This window comes from Bacillus sp. FSL K6-0994 (assembly GCF_038630815.1).
Lineage (GTDB): Bacteria > Bacillota > Bacilli > Bacillales > Bacillaceae > Bacillus > Bacillus safensis.
Genome location: NZ_CP152043.1, coordinates 729,250 through 749,708, shown reverse-complemented (window position 1 = coordinate 749,708; position 20,459 = coordinate 729,250). Strand labels below are relative to the sequence as shown.

The following is a 20,459-nucleotide window of genomic DNA, read 5'->3' as shown; positions in this document are numbered from 1 at the left end:
TTTCCCTCCGCCCCATTTTCTAGCGTTTGGTTAAATGATAAACGATTGACTCATATGGGCGCAACGTAAATCCCTTGATATGTGCCGGCACATCCTCATAATTGGATAACAGGACTTGCCCCTCCATCTCATCTACAGCCTGCACAAGCTCATCAGGAAGCGTAAAGTCCGCCTCCCCTGCATAAAAGTGGTTGATCACGAGGAGCTTCTCATTCTTGCTTTCTCTAACATAAGCAAAAATCTTTGGATCTTCTGCTAAAAGTAAGGAGAAGCTGCCATATGTGATCACATCAAGTTCTTTACGCAGTCTGCAAAGGGCTTGGTAATGATAGAAAATGGACGTCCGGTCTTTTAACGCAGCTTCGACCGAAATGTCGTTATCGGCTGGCTCAATCCAAGGCGTTCCTGTTGAGAAGCCTGCATTCTTCTCTGAGGTCCACTGCATTGGAGTTCTCGCATTATCTCTTGACTTGACCTGTAAAATGGCGAGTGCTTCTTCCTTTGATTTTCCCTTTTCAAGCATGACTTCGTACATATTGAGTGATTCGATATCACGGTAAGACGAAATGTCCTCAAAGCGAGGATTCTTCATGCCAATTTCCTCACCTTGATAAATATAAGGAGTCCCCTGCATCAGATGAATCGTGGTCGCCAGCATCTTCGCTGATTGCTGATGATACGTGTCATCATCACCATATCTTGAGACGATACGCGGCTGATCATGATTGCACCAGAACAGCGCATTCCAGCCGCCGCCCTCATGCATTTTCGTCTGCCATTCAGACAGAATCGACTTTAATTCTTGAAAATCAAATGGTGCGATCGCCCACTTTTCGCCGTTTGGATAATCCACCTTTAAATGATGGAAGTTAAACGTCATATCCAGCTCCTGCCGATCAGGTCTTGTATACCGAATGCAGTCTGCGATATTCGTTGAAGACATTTCTCCAACTGTCATGCTATCGTATTTCGAAAAAACCTCCTGGTTCATTTCATGCAGAAATTCATGAATTCTCGGCCCGTCCGTATAGTACATGCGGCCGTCGCCTTGCACAGATTGTCCGGCATCATCTAAGAAGCGCTGATCCTTTGAAATGTTGTTGATGACATCCAGCCTGAACCCATCAATTCCTTTTTCAAACCAAAAGTGCATGATGTCATATACTTTCCTGCGCACCTCATCCTTCTCCCAATTGAGATCCGCCTGAGTGACATCATATAAATGGAGATAATAATCTCCTGTTATTTCGTCTAGTTCCCAGGCTGGGCCGCCAAATTTCGACTGCCAATCGTTCGGAGGAGATCCGTCCGCTTTTGGCTCCTTCCAAATATAATAATCTCGGTAAGGGTTATCCTTTGACTCACGCGAGGCTTGAAACCACTCATGGAAAATGGATGTATGGTTAACGGCTAGATCCATGATGACTCGTATTCCTCTCTCATGCGCTTCCTTCAGCATGCGTTCAAAATCTGTCATTGTGCCGTACATGTCATGGATTTTTGTATAATCACTAATATCATAGCCGTTGTCATGCTGCGGGGACTCATACATTGGCGTGAGCCAAATACAATCCGCCCCAAGCTCTTTGATGTAATCAAGCTTTTTCGTCACGCCATTGATATCCCCTGTACCAGAGCCCGTTGTATCTAAAAAGCTCTTCGGATAAATTTGATAGACCACCGCTTTTTTCCACCACGGTTCATTTGATTGCTGATTCAATTTCCTTCACCACCACTAGTTAAGTTCTTCTGAAAAATCCTTCTTCTTTTTTAGTTTTGCATATAAAAGAGTACCGATGAATGGGAGGATGAGTACAATCACCATTCCAATTGCAAATGCCCCCCAATATTTCGGGATAATGGAGAAGATTCCTGGAATGCCTCCAACACCAACTGAGCTTGCCAGCACCCCTTGAGAGGCGATAAACATACCGGCTAATCCTGAGCTGATCAGTGCAAAAATAAATGGGAATCGATAACGCAGGTTGACCCCAAACATCGCCGGTTCGGTAATTCCTAAATAAGCAGAAATACTTGATGTCAGCGAAAGTCCTTTTTGCTTTTCATCTTTTAAGACAAACATCATTGCCAGTGCAGCTGATCCTTGTGCGATATTGGACAGTGCAAGCATTGGCCATAGGAACGTGCCGTGCAGCTTTGAGTTAATCAATTGAATATCCACAGCGAGGAACGTATGGTGCATTCCTGTAATGACTAATGCTGCATACAGTCCGCCATATAATAGACCGCCAAGTGCTGCGAATTGCTGGAATACAGCTACAAGTCCAGATGTTAAAACATTACCGATTGCAAAGGTAACAGGTCCAATGACGATAAATGATAAAAATCCAATGACTAATAACGTAATCGGTGCAACAACTAAAAGCTGAATACTTTCAGGTGTCCGTTTTGTAATAAATAATTCGAGCTTTGCAAGTAAATAAGAGGCAACGAGTATCGGAAGAACCTGTCCTTGATAGCCTACCTTCTGCACTTCAAGTCCAAACAAGTTCCAAACAGGAATGTCACCGGTCTTCTCAGCCGCTCCATAGCCCCATGCGTTTAACAAGTCTGGATGTACAAGCATTAGTCCAAGGACCATCCCTAAAAGCGGATTCCCCCCAAACCGCTTCACAGCTGACCAGCCAATTAATGCTGGCAGGAAGGTGAAGGCAGTGCCTGCAATTAAGTTGATCATATTCGCTAAATCAGCCCATGCCGGATACACATCCACAATCGATTTTTGATCGAAGAAAATATCAGGAGCTGTTAAAATATTGTTAATCCCCATTAATAAACCGGCTGTGACGATGGCAGGAAGAATCGGTATAAAGATATCCGCAAGCGTTTTCACAGCACGCTGCAATGGATTTAGTTTTTGATCAGAGGCACGCTTGACGTCCTCTTTTGTGGCTTCCCCAATCCCCGTCCTTTTGACCATTTCGGCATATACTCGATTGACGACCCCTTGGCCGATCACCACTTGGTATTGACCGTTCGCTGAGAAAGATCCCTTCACTTCTTCAATTTGTTCAAGTGCTTTCTCATCCACCTTACCTTCATCTTTCAGCACAAAGCGCAGCCTTGTCACACAATGTGTCGCTTGATCAATATTTTCTTTGCCGCCGATGGCTTTCACAATCTGATCTGCTGCTGCCTGATAATCAGCCATACTATCCCCTCCGAGATCGTTTTTTTATATAAGAAAAAAGAACCAAAAAACTTGTATATACATGTTTGATTATTATTTTATATTTGTATATACATGTAGTCAACAACAAAATGCAGCGCTTACATAAAAAAAGCCCCCTCAATGTGCTCAGGGAGAGGCAGCGTGTCATCATCTTTTTTTATGCTCCGTTAATTTCTCGTAGACCTTATTTTTATAAAAGGAGGAAGCTGGACGGGCAAAAGTTTGGCGCTTAGATGTAAGTTCATCCAGACGTTTTTGTTTTTCTTCACATATGAGAGACAGCTTTTTTCTCTCCTCTCCGTCTATACTGGAGCGAAGCAGCTCTTTGACAGTCATGAGTTCTTTTTTCAGCGCTGTTTCTTCCCCAGCAAATCCGGCATTTTTCATGATGCGGTAGCCCATTCTAAGTTCTTCTGGTACATGAGCAGCATCATCTTTTGGCAGAGGCTTCCCAAAGCCAGATAATCCTTCAAAAGCCCCGTTATCCATCGCTTTTTTGATCCGTTCTTCTGATAATCTCTGCGCAAAATCCATAGCGTTTCTCCTTTCGCCGCAAGTATTTGATTAAGCATAGCAAAAAAGCTGGCTCTCTCACAAGAGCCAGCTTCAGCATCTAGACAACCCCTCGCATTCGGTGTCTATCCTGCGCTCAGGTGCTCGTCCCTTCTTCGCTGAAAAGAGAAAAAGGGCTAAAATATTTTAGCCCTTTCTCGTTATTTATTGTCGACTTTGAAGGTTGAGACCATTTGTGCTAAGTCATCCGACATATCAGAGAGCTGTTCAATCGCACTTGAAATTTGCTGCATACCAGCACTTTGCTGTTCTGTTGCTGCCGCCACTTCTTGAGAGCTGGCTGCATGTTCTTCCGATACAACAGAAATTTGCTCAATCGATGTAGAAATCGTTTGATATGCTTTCTCAACTTGCTTAATAGAAGCAAGCAAATTGTTCGTTCTTCTTGAAAACTGGGACACACCGTCGTAAATCAAAGCGAAGTTTTGTGACGTGCCTTCCATTTGCTCACGTCCTTCTTCCACTGCTTTACTGCTTTCCTCTACGCTTTCAAGAACGCGCTGACTGTTTTCCTGTGTACCGATGACAAGGTCTGAAACGGTTTTAGCCGCATCCGCTGATTGCTCAGCTAACTTGCGCACCTCATCTGCCACAACAGCAAAGCCTTTTCCTTCTTCTCCAACACGTGCCGCTTCAATGGAAGCATTCAGTGCAAGCAGATTCGTTTGTGCTGAAATGTCTGTAATAATCGAGATGACACTTTCAATCTCCGTTGAATGAGATTGTAATTCTTCTGCTGCCTGCTTTGAGTTGGTCATCTTGTCATGTAGCATATTCAGATGATCAAGCACATGGTTCACTAATTTTTGACCAGATTCTGACTGCTCTTGTACGTTAGATGAAACAGATTTCATTTCATCAACTTCTTTTGTGACACCTTCGATTTGCGTATCGATCTCAGCAACGGATGTCGTACAATCCGTAATATTTGCGACAGAATCATTGATTCCTTCACTCATATTCGTCATGGCTTCTGATACTTGCTGCGCACTTTGACTCGATTCGTTCGTCACCGTACGAAGCTGTGAAGACATTTTCGACACTTCACTAGATGAGTGTGAGATTTTCGAAATGAGCTCTTTGATCCGCCCCTGCATCTTTTGGAAGGATGCGGCAAGCTGGCCGATCTCGTCTTTACTTTCAACCTCTACCACACCAGTTAAATCACCGTCAGCAATTCGGTTCGCTGATTCCATCAATGAACGTGCTGGTTTCGCAATTCTTCTTCCCATAAAGTATGAGAAGAGTAATCCACCGATGAGCACAATGGCAGATGCCACTGTGATATAGATCGTCAGCTTCTGCGTTGTTTGAGGCACGACAGACGCATCTAAATCAATGCCTAAAATCCCTGTCAGCTCACCGCCTGAATCCTTGATTGGCAAAAAGACTGATTTATGTGTACCAAATGAATCTTTGTAAATATCACTTTTGACCATTTTATCTTCAGAAAGAGCTTGTTTCATCTCATCTGAAAATGCATAATCCTGGTCAAAATCATTGTCTTCTCCAGTTAATACGATAATTCTTTCTTTACCGCCTTTATTAGATAACACGTATAAGTTCTCAAGCGTATGATCTTTTTGAAGCTCTGTGAATTTCGTTTTAATCTCGGCATAAATGGGATCATCCTTCCCGCTAATGCTGAGCACGTTTCCATCGATGTTATCGATTTCTTTTTTGGCAGTATCAATATCTGTTGTTAATCGATAATCAAATTGCTTTAATAACTGGGATGATAAATCCTGGCTCACTAGATAAAAGGTTAGAACGAATAATGCAACGGTTGCGAGTAATGTTACGGTAACGACTGACATGATTTTAGAGGATATCGTGTATCCTCCAAATTTCCTTTGTTTCGCCATTTTTTCCTACATCTCCACTCTCAGATTTGATTTAAGCATGTACATTTTCAAATTGTCCACAAACAGATGCAATCACATCTTTTAAATAAGATACGATATGAGGGATATGCTCTGGTAACGTATAAGGTGAGATGACAAAAAACTTACTAACACTTAGATAGAATTCTTGGCCTTCTTTCGAGTTGACAAGTAAAAACTTCGTTGTATCGCCAAAGAACATCTCATCTCTTTTCTCTCCAAGCTTTTCAAACAGCATTTTGTTCAATTCATTGTTCCGCTCAATTTCGATTGAAGTCGCTTCGCCAGAAATCTCTTCTTGAAAACGCGGTGAGCCGTCTAGGTAAATTCTAAATAATGTAGCCATTCCGACGTTGTCATCATTCACGACTTCTGCTTGCGGAATTTCCCGACTAAGTGCTTCTCTGAAGGCAAGGTTCACTTCTAAGAATTGACCGAGCAAGCGCTGATAGCCTTCAATCCCAAACGTTAACAGCACACTCAGCATACTGATCGAGCTTCCCATTCTTGAGCATTCCAGTGTATAACCCGTATGGTATTCCCCGTAGCCTCTATGGCCAACATATGGTGTCTCCTGTTCTTCCAGGTCCAAACGCTTTAAGTCAGCAGCGTTTTTCACTAGGAATAAACTGGATGTGTAAGGTGTTTGGCCAAGCTTTTGAAAATCAAAGCACATCGAGTCTGCAAGAGACAGATGCTGGAATTTCGCTTTGATTTCTTTTAGCATACGAAGAACACCGTCTGAGAATTGCAGCGGATTTTCCGATACATCATACTCATTAAAGAAAGCAAAGAATCCACCCAGCGCCGAATCTGCATGAATATGCGGCACCTTCAGATCATACTTTTCAGCAATCGTTTCTGCTGTTTCACGTACCCCTTTTACATCATCAATTGCAATGGCATCTGTTGTTCCGGTTGTTGCAACAATATAAACGGGAATCCCGCCACCCTGTGCAACACGTTCCATTTGACAACGCAAATCTTCCATATCCATTGAATGATCTTTATTCGTCTTAATTCTGATTAAGTTGTTTGTGCCAAGTCCTGTTGCTTCCATTGACTTAAATAGGCTGTAATGTGCAGCATCAGAACAAAACGCATAAAGATTTTGCGGAACTCCTTTTCGCAGTGACTCCGGCGCAGCTTTTGCGATCGCTAAACGAAGTCCTGAAAAAATCGCTCCTTGACCTCCCCATGTTGTGTATCCCCCGCTCACATTTGGATCATATCCGATGAGCTTAGACATCATTGAGACCACTCTGACCTCAGCTTCCGCACCTGCTGGTCCATAAACATCCCATAGGTTGTTTCCGTTTACCAGCATAGCTGTCAGCATGCCTAAAATTCCTGGTGTACTTGCCATTGGCAAAATGTTCGTGAAGAAATACTTGGTGTGGTATGGATGGTTATGTAAAAGCTTCAGTAATTCTTCATTCACAAGTTCCGCTTGCTGGCCGTTCATCGGAATTTGACTTGTTTCAGTAAGCTTTTTGTAAAAGTCCTCCCCACGATTCTTTTCACCTTTAAGGTGTGCACGGTTGGGATCTTTCAGGTCATCGACCCCTGAAATGATCTGCTCCATCAATTTGATGAGTTCTTTACGCTCTCCTGCATTTCCGTCCTCACTCGGAAACCAGTTCTGAACGAGGTTCTCTGCTCGTACAGTCATATACTATCAATCCTTTCAATGGAAGATTTCCTGTCACTGTCTATATCGACCCCAATTCAGAAGTTTATAGTCTCAATATGTTCACTTAAGTATATTTAGATAATTTGTTCACTTATTAAAATAAATAAAACCCTTAAAAAACACATGAAAGCCATTATTTTCGTGAAACACAAAAATATATTGATATATTTTATGAGAGGAATTTTTATCCACCGTCTTATTCCATTCCATGGCTCATTTTTTTTGCTTAACCTGCATAAACATTAAGAAACAATGGAAATACTCTCTAAATGACCATTGTAGAAATCAAATTAATTCTTTAGACTTGTGTCTTTTTACCTGTTTTATTGATATAGCAACTGGAAAATTACTGAATTTTCTGTCATTAATAGGTCGATTTTCATAAAAAGTTTTTCGATGGGCGAATATTTTCATTTTCTCCCCTTTTATTGCTCGGACAGGCTTCCAAAGGCTCTTCACTGGTTATGACTTTTCTATTTGTGCATTTCGTGGTATATTCTAATGGTTCGTTTTCTTTCGTTCCGCCTCTTCCGTTTAACGGAGAAAAGGAGTGTTTATATGAAAACATTTATTCAAAAAAGAGGTCTCGGCTTCTTTCTGATTGCAGCCGTCTTACTATGGCTCAAAACGTATTCAGCGTATTTAATCGAATTTAAACTTGGTATATCAAATGTGCTTCAGCATATTTTGCTTTTCGTGAATCCTATTAGCTCCAGCTTGTTCTTTCTTGGCTTTGCTTTATTGTTCAAGAAAAAATGGCAGCCTGCCGCTATCATTGTGATTCACTTTTTCATGTCTTTTTTACTATACGCAAACATCGTGTACTATCGATTCTTCAATGACTTTATCACGCTGCCTACAGTGATGCAGGCAGGAACGAATGGCGGACAATTAGGTGATAGTGCATTTTCACTCATGCGTTGGACTGATGTGTTTTACTTTATTGATACAATCATTTTGATCGTACTTGCAGTCCGCATGAAAAGGCAGCAGCAAACAAGTACAGCCACTGTACCTGTTCAAAAGTCAAAATCGTTTAGACTCGTCCTTGTGTCCTCTGTTGTGATCTTTGTTTTAAACTTAGTGGCTGCAGAGATCGATCGTCCAGAGCTTTTATCAAGATCGTTCGACCGCAATTATTTAGTTAAATATTTAGGCGCTTATAACTTTACTGTGTTTGATGCCATTCAAAATGTAAAATCAAACAGCCAGCGTGCTCTGGCAAATTCAAATGACGTGACAGATGTAGAGAACTATTTAAAAGCGAACAGCGCTGATCCTAACCCTGCTTATTACGGGAAAGCGAAAGGCATGAACGTCATTACAATTTCTCTTGAATCTCTGCAAAACTTTGTCATTGATTATAAGGTCAATGGAAAAGAAGTAACGCCATTCCTTAATTCATTGGCACACGACAACAAAACGTTTTACTTTGATAACTTCTTCCATCAAACAGGACAGGGAAAAACGTCTGATGCTGAATTTATGATGGATACTGGGTTATTCCCATTATCACAGGGCTCTGTTTTTATTAACAAGGCGCAAAACACATATCAAGCACTTCCTGGTATTTTGAAGAAGGATCAATATACGTCAGCAGAATTCCATGGAAATACGAAAACCTTCTGGAACCGTAATGAAATGTTTAAATCCTTTGGATATGACAGATTTTACGATTCTGAGTACTACGATATGAACGAGCAGGATACGAAGAACTATGGACTGAAAGACAAACCGTTCTTCAAAGAATCGATGCCAATTCTTAAAAACATGAAGCAGCCGTTTTATTCGAAATTCATTACCTTATCGAACCATTTCCCATTTGGAATGGACGAAGGTGATACTGATTTCGAACCTGGTGACTTCGGAGACTCTGTCGTCGATAACTACTTCCAATCGGCTCATTATTTAGATGAAGCGATTGAACAGTTCTTCAACGATTTGAAAAAGTCAGGTCTCTATGACAATACCGTCGTTATTATGTACGGCGATCATTACGGTATTTCTGAAAATCATAATGAAGCGATGGAAAAAGTGACAGGGCAAAAAATTGGAGATTATGAAAATGCGCAGCTCATGCGTGTGCCGCTCTTTATTCATGTTCCTGGCGTAAAAGGCGGACAGATTCATAAATACTCTGGTGAAGTCGATGTCGCACCAACTCTTCTGCACCTGCTTGGCGATGATACGAAGAACTATTTAATGTCTGGTTCTGATATCTTATCGAAGAACTTTAAAGAGCTTGTGCCATTTAGAAACGGTGACTTCGTCTCTAAGGACTACACGAAAGTAGGCAATAACTATTACAGCAACAAAACAGGCGAGAAAATCGAGCCAACTGACAAGGCATCGCAAGAAAATGAAACGGTGAAAAAGATGCTGGAGACATCTGATAAGATTGTCACCGAAGATTTACTCCGTTTCTACAAGCCTAAAGGCTTTACACCGATTGACCGCAACGATTATGACTATACAAAGAAAGTACAGGATGAAAAGGATTCCTCTTCCGCCAAAGATGAATCCAGCTCTTCTTCAAAATAACGTTCTCATGCTAAGAACCAGCCGATCCTTGATCAGCTGGTTCTTTTCACGTTTGATCATGATGGCCCCGGGTATAGGAGAAGAAGGAGGGATTTATCATGAAGAAAACAGCAGCTTTTGTCGTAACTGCCTCACTTGCTTCATCGGCCCTATTCGGTTTCAGCCCTGCGGTCTCAGCACACGCCATGATTAAACCAGCAGCAGAGCAATCCGTTCCTCAAGGTCCAAAAGCCGCGCTTAACAGCATTTATAAGCTGGCACATAAAGGACAAATGCCCTACTATGCGAAGGGACTGAAAATAGGCGTTCAAACAAAAAAAGACGTTCATCATCAGCTCGGACATCCATATCCAGAAACAGGTCAAAGCAGCTTTGATTTGTATCATGCGGAAATGGGGAATCCTGGATTTGCTTTTCACTATGATGCGAAAGGCAAAATTGATGAAATCCGTTATTTCGGTACAAATGTAGAAAAAGAAACAAATATCGGCGGTATGACCCCTTCGTTACTAAAGAAACAGCTTGGACCAGCGGATTCAGTGAGTACCATTCCGCAGACAAAAGAGAAAAAATATGTGTATCGAACCGGTGATTATGAACTCGAATTTATCGTAGGCCATGATCCAGATATGAGTCAGCATGAGCTCACCGTCCTGCATATCAACCTTATTAAAGCCGATTCTTAAATAAAAAAGCATCCTGAGCGTTTACTCAGGATGCTTTTCTTTTATTATGATGCCACTTCTAATTGCGGCTTTCTTTTCAATTTTCGTTTGAGGACTGGACCTGCTACATAATCAAGACCAAGTTTTCCGGCATTTCCTTTCGCTGCCATTATGAAGACTGCGATCAGAAGAAGCAGCGGGTTCACAGAGACAGTTCCAGCTAGTAAGAAAGAGACATTCATCACGCTTCCAAAAAAGGCTGCCGTTGTTGTAAACAATCCAACAATTAATCCTAGGCCTACTAAGATTTCTCCCCACATGACCATGGCACTGAATAGTCCGGCATTTGGCAAAGCGACATTTTCTAAAAACCATACATAGAACGGATACACTAGATGACCATCCTTGACGACAGGTTCAGATATTGCAAATTGTAAATAGCCTGATGCATCAAATCCACCTGTTAGTTTTCCAATACCAGATGTCAGCCAAGTCCATCCGATATAAAGTCTTGCTGCCAAAAGGATAACGGCTGCCCATACATTCGTTTGTAAGAATTTTGTAAACATGATGATGCCTCCTTTTAAATTATGTGAAATATTTCACATTTTCTTTATGATCTTATTATACTATGCGGAATGTTATTTGTGATCTTTTTCACATATATATTCACAAATTGTTCATGAATATCTAGTTGAGGTAAACTTTTCCCTTGCTAAAACCGTCTAAGTCATTTCAGACAGTAAAAAGGGGTTTAATTTTGTATGAAAACACTATTTCATTTTGCTTATTTACAAGCCATCTCATGTCTATTCCCCGTCATGATCTTTGCGGCGCTTGCCCTATCAAAGACGGTGTCTATTCCTTTTCTTCACCGGTATGATTTCATTCTACTGCTTTGCATCGCAGCTCAGATCCTGATGCTGACGCTGCGGCTGGAGACTTGGGCGGAGCTAAAGGTCATTTGTCTATTTCATCTCATAGGAATCTGTTTAGAAGTGTATAAAGTACATATGGGCTCTTGGTCCTACCCTGAAGAAGCTTATACAAAAATATTTGGGGTTCCACTTTATAGCGGCTTTATGTATGCGAGTGTGGCTAGTTATATTTATCAGGCACTTTCACGACTTCATGTAAAAGTGGCCGACTGGCCTCATCCATTTCTTTCAATTGGCATCAGTTTGTGCATTTATCTCAATTTCTTTACGCATCACTGGCTCTATGATGTCAGGTGGTGGCTGACATGTCTGCTTGTTGTTGTGTTTCGGAAAACGTCGGTTTCGTTTCAGGTTGGTCCATCTTCCTTTCGAATGCCGCTTGTTGTTTCATTTCTCCTGATTGGCTTTTTTATTTGGGTGGCCGAAAATGTCACGACCTTTTTAGGCGCATGGCAATATCCAAATCAGCAGCATGCTTGGTCTCTCGTCCATCTTGGTAAAATCAGTTCGTGGTTTTTACTTGTTGTCATCAGCATTGTACTGGTGATCGAACAGCGTAAACAAAAAAACGTTCAGCCCATTTGACCTGGCTGAACGTTTTTTTTAATCTCGATCGACTTCCTTACGGAGATCATCTGCGACAAATTCTACATTCGTTCCAATGATGATTTGTACGGTTGTTTTTCCAGAAGTCAGGACCCCTTTGGCACCTGCTTTCTTCAATGTACCTTCATTTAATAAATTTGTATCCTCTACTGTTAAGCGAAGACGCGTTGCACAATGATCGATGGTGGTGATGTTGTCTTTGCCGCCAAGTCCCTCTACGAGCATACTCGCTCCTCCTGCCATCACCGTATCATCCGCTGCGATATCTTCCATGTCATCATCTTCCCTGCCTGGTGTTTTCAGCTTTAATAGTTTAATGAGGAAATAGAAAACGACAAAGTACACGACGCCATAAATGATTCCTACTACAAGAAGCAAGATCGGTTTTTGCGCAATTCCGAAGCTTAAGACGTAATCAATCGCACCTGCTGAAAAGGCAAAGCCGCTATGAATCCCGAGAGTGTTTACAATAAAAAGCGAAAGCCCCGTCAAAATAGCATGGACACCATATAAAAGTGGAGATAAAAACATAAAAGAAAATTCAATTGGTTCAGTGATCCCTGTTATAAATGATGTAAGTGCCATCCCAATCATCAGACCCGCTGTTGCTTTTCGCTTCTCAGGTTTTGCAGTCACAACCATGGCTAGACATGCCGCTGGCAGACCAAACATCATCACTGGGAAGAATCCGGTCATAAAGACACCCGCGCTTGGATCTCCTTTAAAGAATCGCGCTAAATCCCCTGTTGCCCCGCTGAATTCCCCGAATTGAAACCAAAATAAGTTATTCAAGACATGGTGAAGTCCTAATGGAATGAGCAATCGGTTAAAGAAACCAAACAGCCCTGCACCTGTTGCCCCAAGACTTAAAATCCATTCTCCTAAATCATTGATCACACTTTGAATCGGAGGCCATACATATCCGAAAACGGCTGCTAATAGAATGGTGAAAAGTGCGGTCATAATAGGCACAAGCCGCCTTCCGCTAAAGAAACCTAAGTATTCCGGCAGTTTCGTATCCTTAAATTTATTGTAAACATAACCTGCCAAAAGCCCGCATAAAATACCGCCCAATACCCCCATATTGTTGGTTGAGTTAATCGACGTTGTACCGGCTGACAAAATAAAATAAGAGATCGCTCCTGATAATGCCGCTGCCCCGTTTCCATCCTTTGAAATACCAATCGCTACACCCATTGCAAAAATTAAAGCCAAGTTCGCAAAAATTGCATTCCCTGCCGCATGAATAAACGGGATATTGAATACATCCTCCCGCCCAATGGCCAAAATAATCCCTGCTGCTGGAAGTACAGCGATTGGAAGCATAAATGATTTTCCTAGCTTTTGAAAAAACTGAAACACCATCTGATTTCCCCCCTTTGTCATCATCATGACCAAAATCATTCATGATGTTCATAAAAAATATATCATATGCACGTCTAGTTATCTATACCAATTTGTCCACATCCATTTGAATTCCGCTCTTTACTCTTTTTGCGTAAAATGTGGTAAGCTATTGAATAGAATGAAGATATAGAAAGCGGGAATGAACAGTGATTGTCAAACATGATCATGAGTTAGAAGCCTTAAAAAAAGTCGGCCGAATTGTCGCTTTGGCAAGAGAAGAAATGAAAAGCCAAGCGAAACCAGGCATGTCTACAAAAGAATTAGATTTGATTGGGAAAAAAATATTAGAAGAGCACGGTGCCAATTCAGCACCTGAAAAGGAATATGACTTTCCTGGTACCACTTGTATCAGCGTAAACGATGAAGTTGCACACGGTATCCCTAGTGAAAAAACCATTTTACAAGAGGGCGACCTCGTGAACATTGATATCTCAGCAGAGCTTGACGGATATTATTCCGATACAGGTATTTCATTCGTTTTAGGAACAGGTGATGCTCGTCTTGAAGCATTATGTAAGTGTGCGGAGGATGCGTTCCTTGAAGGATTAAAGCATGCAAAAGCCGGTAAAAGACAAAACCAAATTGGCCGTGCGGTCTACAATACAGCGAAAGAACAAGGATTTACTGTCATTAAAAACCTGACAGGACACGGCATTGGGAAGAATCTGCATGAAGCACCCAATCATATTTTGAACTACTATGATCCATTCGATAATGCTTTGTTTAAAAATGGCACAGTCATTGCGTTTGAACCTTTTATTTCAACAAATGCTGAATCAATTTATCAAGCTGATGATGGCTGGACATTTAAAACACCAGATAAAAGTCTAGTGGCACAGATTGAACATACGATTGTGATTACTAAAGACGAACCGATTATTTTAACAAAGCTGTAAGCCAGCTATCCCCTCCTTCACAGGTGGGGATTCAGATTGTTGACAAAGGGCTAAAATGATGTTGATTTTAGCCCTTTGTCTTCTTTTCAGCGTGATAGAAAACCTTTGCAGTCTAGGAAGGACGAGCAGCGGAGCAGAGCGAATTTGACATTCGTGAGCACCGGAGCGCAGACCTGACAACGAATGCGAGGGTTTGTCTACACGCTGTATCCCCTCCTTCACTGGAGGGGATTTTTTCATGCCCGTTTCACGAATCTGTCACGACTAAACAAAAAAGCCTGTGGTAAAATAGGCAAAGATATGCGAAAGGGGTCTTATTTGATATGTGGTTCATCATCATAGGTGTTATCTTTTTCATCGAAAGTATTATCTTAACGGTTGTAGGGATTAAGAAAAAACAATCCATGATGACCTATCTTGGTGTTATCATCATGATTATGACGGTCGGCATGATCCTCGTTACCCTCAACCCGCCAAATTCATAAATCAATATTTCCAGCATATACATGGATCATAGGCAGATAGAATCAGTTTTCATTTCTTGACACCTGCACGCTTTTCACCTCTTTTTTGAGATGTTACAATGCAGGCAGTTTCAATTGAAAGGAGTTTTCTATCATGCATTATGGTAGCAAAGGCTGGTATGTCGAAGAATTAAAGAAGCTTGGTGTGACCAAGCATGAAGGAAGAAAGCTTCAAAGCTTAAAAACATATTTCCTTGCAAATCTTCTTGAGCAAAAGAAACGCAGCTCATAAGCTTAGAAAAGCCGCACATCTTAAGCTGATGTACGGCTTTTTTTAAATGTGCTGAATTCGTTTTTCTAAAGACTTCCTGACCACATCTGCTAAGGCATCTACTTCAAGAACGGCTTTCAGTCTCTCTGGACTTGTTTGACGATATTTGACTTCATTGACCTCATGGACCGTAATGTGATGGGACGCTTTTTCTACTAGTACTAGCGATGCATCAGGCGGCACCATGCCTTCTTTCAATACACGTAAATAAAAGCCTGTATACCCTGTTTTTTGCACTTCCTTTACAAGCTTCATGTTGCCATGCTTAAGAGATAATTTCACACAAGGCTGTCTTGGCTGGCTCACCTCAACAAATGCATCTCCAAGCTGAAACACATCGCCAATATGCACATTCGTTTCGACTAGCTGGCGTACTGTTACATTCTCGCCAAAGGCAGCTTCCTGTAATGGAACCCCTAAAAATTGTTCAAAGTGAGCATAATGATCATACGGAAAGACGCAGACGGCTTTATCATAACCCCCATGATGAACCAAATCCCCCTGACCATCTCCTTCAAAATTGACCTGACTTAAATACACAGGCTCATGAATGCGCCTTTTGTTGATGGCTGTTTTGATTTCTTTTCCATTCGCATAGGTAATGATAGGCTGTCCTACTTGGATTCCTTCTATGTCGTATCTCTTTTGTCCCACGATGGCCATCTCCTTTGGTTGTCTACTGGCTTTTATTTTACATCGTTTGACAATCAAATCATAGTCGAGGCGTGAAGATCAGATGCAGGCTATGGTACGATGTGAAAAAAGGAGTGATGATCATGATTCATTATCACGCCATTGTAAAAGGACGTGTGCAAGGAGTCGGCTTTCGTTATTTTGTTCAGGGAGAAGCTGTCAATCGTGGAATGAAAGGCTGGGTACGCAACACAGATGAAGGTCATGTCGAGTTAAAGGTAGAGGGTGAGCAGCAGAAAGTGATTGATTTCTTAGAGACTGTCCGGAAAGGAAGTCCTTTTTCAAAAGTCACCGACATGCAAATGGAGCCGCTCACTGAGCTGGCTCATTATCAGGATTTTCGAATAAGATAATAAAAAAACCTAGCTTTCGCTAGGCTTTTTCTGTCCCGTGATAGGGCTTGTCCTGATAAAAATAGTTTGGTTTCACAATGGTATTGTCGTAATTCTTGTGGAATATGTGGGTAGCAGCTGGTGATACTGGGGGAATCAGCCATGTCCAGTCCCCAGTCAGCTTGCGGTCAGCCTTTTCTTCCTGCTTTTCAAACTGCTTGAATTGATGTGCTGCTGTGTGATGATCAACAATGGTCACCCCTGCTTCGCGATAAGAATGGAGAACCGCCTCGTTCAATTCGACAATGGCTTTATCCTTCCAAAGGGACGAATTCTTGGTTGTGTCCAGTCCTAAAAGAGAAGCGATTTTTTTCAGCATATTGTAGCGGTTTTCATCCGCTAGGTTGCGTGCGCCAATTTCTGTGCCCATATACCAGCCATTAAACGGTGCAGCATTGTAATGAATACCGCCAATCTCTAATTTCATATCAGCAATAATCGGAACCGCATACCATTTCAGTCCTAAATCACGGAATTCATCGTATTCAGGATGGGTGATCTCTACCTCTTGGACGATTTCTTTCGGAAGCTCATACAGAACAGGCGGCTGATCTTTTAGCTGAAACATGAGAGGCAGAATATCAAAATGTGTGCCCTCCCCTTTCCAGCCATGTTCTTCACATAATTTTGTTAATTCAAGAGATGCCTCGTCGCCGATGATGCCATATTCAGTTTCATAGCCTGCATAACGAACGAGCTGATGATTATAAATGACGACTTCCTTCTGCCTGTTCTTCTCTGGGGGAAAGATCGTAATGGACGGTTTGATTTTCCCGCCATTTGTCGCATACTCAATATGATGAAAGAGCGCCTCCTTCACCTCATCCTCTGTCTTTACATGCCGGCAGTCATGCACTTGCAGGGTCGACCAAAACAAACGGCCAATGCAGCGGTTACTGTTGCGCCATGCCATTTTCGCCCCGTGAGCTAATTCCTCTAGTGTATGCGTATAAATTCCTTCAGACTCAATTTCTTTTTTTATTTCATGCAGACGTGCTGCTTTCTCTTCATTTGACTTGTTTAATTCTTCATAGCATACAGAAATAAAAGCTTCTGCTTCATTCCACAACGCTTCTTGATTACTCAAACATACTCGCCTCACTTTAATACGAATATATCCATTGTAGCGGTTTCTATTGATAAATTCACTCGTTTCAAACCATTTTTTATCATATCATCCGACCATTGTCCTTAGACCATAGATGAATCAATACGTTTAAGGGTCTTTTGGAGCCAGCGGACATAGCCTTTTTCTCTTTCAATTGCCCTTGTCAGCACTAAGTAATGCCCAAATTGAGCTGAATGTAGCGATTCAGCAGAAGGGTCTTCCTCTGTCAAAGCGTGCAGCTTTTGTTCCAGCACATCTACTTTCTTGGTGCGCTCTAACAGTTGATAGGCAAACAGGTCAGCCGCTTCTTTTTTGTCCATGGAGGAGATGAAAAAGGTTTTGAGCATGAATTCATCCTTTGTTGTTTCCGGAATCGGATCTTTTGTTTTTAACCACTGACGCAATTCTTCTTTTCCTGCCGCTGTGATTTGATAGACCTTCTTCTCCAGCTTTTTTCCTTGTATGTGAATATCAAATTCAATAAATCCTTCCTCTGTAAGACGCTTCAGCTCAGGGTAAATCTGACTGTGCTTCGCACTCCAAAACTGTCCAAGGGAATCCTTAAAATGTTTCGTGATATCGTATCCCGTCAGCTCATGCTGATCCAGCAAGCCAAGAATGGCATATTTTAGTACTCTCATGATGTGCCTCCAACGCTTATTCTTTGACAATAGTATACCATAGACTTTAAAATAAATATGTAAATCACAACATGTTTGAAAAAACATCATTCTAATGAAAGAAGGAATAAACATGGATCAATTCGTTGGACTTCATATGATTTATACGTATGAAAATGGCTGGGAATATGAGATTTACATTAAAAACGATCACACCATTGATTACCGCATTCATAGCGGAATGGTTGGAGGACGCTGGGTCCGTGATCAAGAAGTAAATATTGTGAAGCTGACAAAAGGCGTATACAAAGTCTCTTGGACAGAACCAACTGGTACAGACGTCTCTCTGAACTTTATGCCTGAAGAAAAACGCATGCATGGCGTCATCTTCTTCCCAAAATGGGTGCATGAACGTCCAGACATCACCGTCTGCTATCAAAATGACTACATCGATCTCATGAAAGAATCTCGTGAAAAATACGAAACCTATCCAAAATATGTTGTCCCAGAATTTGCGGACATTACGTATATCCATCATGCAGGTGTGAATGACGAAACCATTATCGCAGAAGCACCATATGAAGGCATGACAGATGAAATAAGAGCTGGACGAAAATAAAAAAAGCGGCACGCCTAGTGCCGCTTTTACATTTGATAAAGGGCTATCATTTTAGTCCTTTTTATTGAATGCCTAACGTCTTTTTTGGAAGCATGAAACGATAGACTGGCAGTTCATCACCTGCTTTTGAAGCAATAAACCCTGATGACATATAGCTGTCCTTTGATTCTGGTTCAAGGGCAAGTGAGAGCAAATTGGTTTGCGGCTGTGCCGTGACATATACCTTTGTTCCTTTTGGCAGCTGGCGTTTCTTGTCAACGAGTTTTGTTTCAAGCTGAATATCTGTTTTGCTCTTTTCCTCTCGCTTTGTCACTTGATAGGCTTGTACCGGCACTTTCATGCCAGCCGGCAATGTGACACTTTTTAATCCTAATGTTCTGAGTTTCCTTTCTACTCCTTCATGCCCCGGAAGAATGAGATAAGCTGTCGGCCGTTCTCTTGTTAAGACGGGAACAGCATCGCTCGCACTGTGAAAGCGTACAGGAACTTGAGTCGTTTGTCCCTTCTCAATATCAACCATTTCCAGCGAGTCATTGACAGATGCTTTGAAATCGTCTTGAATGACTACCTGATCATCATCATTTGACTGCAGTCCTTTTTTGACCAGCTTCAGCCGCTCCGTCACCATTTGCTGCTTCACCTGTTTGGCATGTTTCACTGTAGTTTCAATGATTTTTTCATGAGTAGCTACTTGTGCAGCGACGCGGCGGGCAAAATCCTCTCTTCCAATCCCAATCCCTCTGCTTTCTACAAGAAATGACAGGGCTGGCGAAAGTGCAAGGGCATTACGGCCAATTCGCGCATCCGTTCCACCTTCATAGATGTCGATCTTTCCATCCTTTCCTCTTGTGTTTGTATAATACAAATCGTTAGAAAACCCTTTATTTGTCAGCGTTTCACGAACTCCGTTTACATACAACTCATTTGATGTCAGCCGGATGCTTTCTGGAATATTTAGATTCTTCCCTGAAAGAATAAGCAAATCATGATATTTGAGAGCGCCTGATGAACCGATATTTTCAAACTGCTTTTGACCCACATCGTATTCATGGGCATCAATGACCACTTCTGGCGCATACCGATTAAATTCTTGATGCAGGGCTGTCAGTTCTGGAGATTCTAATGTCATATGATCACGGTTTCCGTCTAATCCGTTTGCCAGTCTGCGGTCAAACGCATAAGAACCATCAGGATTGATTCTTGGGACAATGATGATATTGACATGATTGAGTATACGCTCTCCTTCTTCACCTGCTAATCGTTTTGCAATGACGAGAGCAGATTCACCGGAGGCTGGTTCATTTCCGTGTATTTGTGCTTGGAGCCAGATGGTTGGCTTTTTTGAAAGTGGCGTGATGGAGCGATCCTTTGTAAAGTACAGAGCCGGAATAGATCTGCCTTCAATGGATGTTCCAATCTGTCTCTGCGTGGCGTAAGGACTTTTGCGGACAATGTCTCGTAAGAAAGTTTGTAGCTCTTCTTGGGTCGTAAATGCTTCTCCTTTTTTCTGAAAGGCAGGGGTATCAAACGTCTCGTCAGGCTCAGGGTATAGCTTTTTCACTGAAGCCGGCTGTTCATAACTCTTTCCATAATAAGGAGTTTCTGCATGAGCTGAAGCTGGGCTCACCATCGACAAACTGCCTGCTAAGAGGCATGCAGCAGCAAAAAGAATCGTGCCTTTTCGTTTGGACATGCTATCCTCTCCCTTCGTTGATTTGCATTATAAAGAAAAAAACAGCAAAAGTGTCAGTATTTTTCAAAAATAAATCTTTTGGAGGAACAGGCTTGTCTTTGTCTAGGGCAAATGAATGGAGCCTGGTCGGCAATATGACCTAAA

Annotated in this window: 19 protein-coding genes; 8 read left to right on the top strand and 11 right to left on the bottom strand. The window is 41.8% G+C overall.

Annotated elements, in window-relative coordinates; translation table 11 throughout:
- Positions 1-19: 19 nt before the first annotated feature.
- The 5 genes from treC to MHB69_RS03715 form a co-directional block, all read right to left on the bottom strand.
- Complete coding sequence (gene treC, locus MHB69_RS03735) at positions 20-1,720, bottom strand: alpha,alpha-phosphotrehalase (RefSeq protein WP_041116184.1); 1,701 nt, start codon at positions 1,718-1,720, stop codon at positions 20-22.
- 15 nt (positions 1,721-1,735) lie between these two features.
- Complete coding sequence (gene treP, locus MHB69_RS03730) at positions 1,736-3,172, bottom strand: PTS system trehalose-specific EIIBC component (RefSeq protein WP_101676698.1); 1,437 nt, start codon at positions 3,170-3,172, stop codon at positions 1,736-1,738.
- Between the two features lie 168 nt (positions 3,173-3,340).
- Positions 3,341-3,727, bottom strand: coding sequence for a DUF1992 domain-containing protein (locus MHB69_RS03725; RefSeq protein WP_041116179.1), 387 nt, complete (start codon positions 3,725-3,727; stop codon positions 3,341-3,343).
- 179 nt (positions 3,728-3,906) lie between these two features.
- On the bottom strand, positions 3,907-5,631 hold the full coding sequence (locus MHB69_RS03720) for a methyl-accepting chemotaxis protein (RefSeq protein WP_041116177.1): 1,725 nt from the start codon (positions 5,629-5,631) through the stop codon (positions 3,907-3,909).
- Between the two features lie 31 nt (positions 5,632-5,662).
- Complete coding sequence (locus MHB69_RS03715; protein WP_046314247.1) at positions 5,663-7,321, bottom strand: pyridoxal-dependent decarboxylase; 1,659 nt, start codon at positions 7,319-7,321, stop codon at positions 5,663-5,665.
- Between the two features lie 579 nt (positions 7,322-7,900).
- On the opposite strand from MHB69_RS03715, the gene MHB69_RS03710 reads away from it, so the two are divergent.
- Both MHB69_RS03710 and MHB69_RS03705 read left to right on the top strand, forming a co-directional pair.
- Complete coding sequence (locus MHB69_RS03710; protein WP_046314243.1) at positions 7,901-9,883, top strand: LTA synthase family protein; 1,983 nt, start codon at positions 7,901-7,903, stop codon at positions 9,881-9,883.
- 98 nt (positions 9,884-9,981) lie between these two features.
- Positions 9,982-10,569 (top strand): YjgB family protein, encoded by a 588-nt coding sequence (locus MHB69_RS03705; protein ID WP_034283677.1) that lies wholly within the window; start codon positions 9,982-9,984, stop codon positions 10,567-10,569.
- Between the two features lie 44 nt (positions 10,570-10,613).
- Here the strand turns inward: MHB69_RS03705 and MHB69_RS03700 are convergent, their stop codons facing one another.
- Entirely contained in the window at positions 10,614-11,117 is a 504-nt protein-coding gene (locus MHB69_RS03700; protein ID WP_024426621.1) for a DoxX family protein, read from the bottom strand.
- Positions 11,118-11,312: 195 nt separating this feature from the next.
- On the opposite strand from MHB69_RS03700, the gene MHB69_RS03695 reads away from it, so the two are divergent.
- Positions 11,313-12,071, top strand: a complete 759-nt coding sequence (locus MHB69_RS03695) for a DUF817 domain-containing protein (protein WP_034283674.1) — start codon at positions 11,313-11,315, stop codon at positions 12,069-12,071.
- Between the two features lie 18 nt (positions 12,072-12,089).
- On the opposite strand, the gene nagE is transcribed toward MHB69_RS03695, so the two are convergent.
- A complete protein-coding gene (nagE, locus tag MHB69_RS03690) occupies positions 12,090-13,457 on the bottom strand; it encodes an N-acetylglucosamine-specific PTS transporter subunit IIBC (RefSeq protein WP_342496019.1) in 1,368 nt (455 codons plus the stop codon).
- Positions 13,458-13,645: 188 nt separating this feature from the next.
- Between nagE and map the strand changes: the two genes are divergently transcribed.
- The 3 genes from map (at position 13,646) to MHB69_RS03675 (ending at position 15,151) form a co-directional block, all read left to right on the top strand.
- On the top strand, positions 13,646-14,395 hold the full coding sequence (map, locus tag MHB69_RS03685) for a type I methionyl aminopeptidase (RefSeq protein WP_024424611.1): 750 nt from the start codon (positions 13,646-13,648) through the stop codon (positions 14,393-14,395).
- Between the two features lie 323 nt (positions 14,396-14,718).
- On the top strand, positions 14,719-14,880 hold the full coding sequence (locus MHB69_RS03680) for a hypothetical protein (RefSeq protein ID WP_087976421.1): 162 nt from the start codon (positions 14,719-14,721) through the stop codon (positions 14,878-14,880).
- 133 nt (positions 14,881-15,013) lie between these two features.
- Positions 15,014-15,151, top strand: coding sequence for a YflJ family protein (locus tag MHB69_RS03675; protein ID WP_064497716.1), 138 nt, complete (start codon positions 15,014-15,016; stop codon positions 15,149-15,151).
- Between the two features lie 42 nt (positions 15,152-15,193).
- Here the strand turns inward: MHB69_RS03675 and MHB69_RS03670 are convergent, their stop codons facing one another.
- Positions 15,194-15,844, bottom strand: coding sequence for an MOSC domain-containing protein (locus MHB69_RS03670; RefSeq protein ID WP_034283671.1), 651 nt, complete (start codon positions 15,842-15,844; stop codon positions 15,194-15,196).
- Positions 15,845-15,966: 122 nt separating this feature from the next.
- Between MHB69_RS03670 and MHB69_RS03665 the strand changes: the two genes are divergently transcribed.
- Positions 15,967-16,236 (top strand): acylphosphatase, encoded by a 270-nt coding sequence (locus tag MHB69_RS03665; RefSeq protein ID WP_034283670.1) that lies wholly within the window; start codon positions 15,967-15,969, stop codon positions 16,234-16,236.
- Positions 16,237-16,255: 19 nt separating this feature from the next.
- Here the strand turns inward: MHB69_RS03665 and MHB69_RS03660 are convergent, their stop codons facing one another.
- Positions 16,256-17,362 carry a nitric oxide synthase oxygenase gene (locus MHB69_RS03660; RefSeq protein ID WP_061110557.1) on the bottom strand — a complete coding sequence of 369 codons (1,107 nt, stop codon included), beginning with the start codon at positions 17,360-17,362 and terminating at the stop codon, positions 16,256-16,258.
- Positions 17,363-17,466: 104 nt separating this feature from the next.
- Positions 17,467-18,024 carry a PadR family transcriptional regulator gene (locus MHB69_RS03655; protein ID WP_034283668.1) on the bottom strand — a complete coding sequence of 186 codons (558 nt, stop codon included), beginning with the start codon at positions 18,022-18,024 and terminating at the stop codon, positions 17,467-17,469.
- A 112-nt stretch (positions 18,025-18,136) separates the two neighbouring features.
- On the opposite strand from MHB69_RS03655, the gene MHB69_RS03650 reads away from it, so the two are divergent.
- Entirely contained in the window at positions 18,137-18,622 is a 486-nt protein-coding gene (locus tag MHB69_RS03650; protein ID WP_008341777.1) for a phenolic acid decarboxylase, read from the top strand.
- Positions 18,623-18,683: 61 nt separating this feature from the next.
- Here the strand turns inward: MHB69_RS03650 and MHB69_RS03645 are convergent, their stop codons facing one another.
- The gene (locus MHB69_RS03645) at positions 18,684-20,315 is read right to left on the bottom strand and encodes a M14 family metallocarboxypeptidase (RefSeq protein ID WP_342496018.1); all 1,632 of its coding nucleotides are present in this window, start codon (positions 20,313-20,315) and stop codon (positions 18,684-18,686) included.
- Positions 20,316-20,459: the final 144 nt, after the last annotated feature.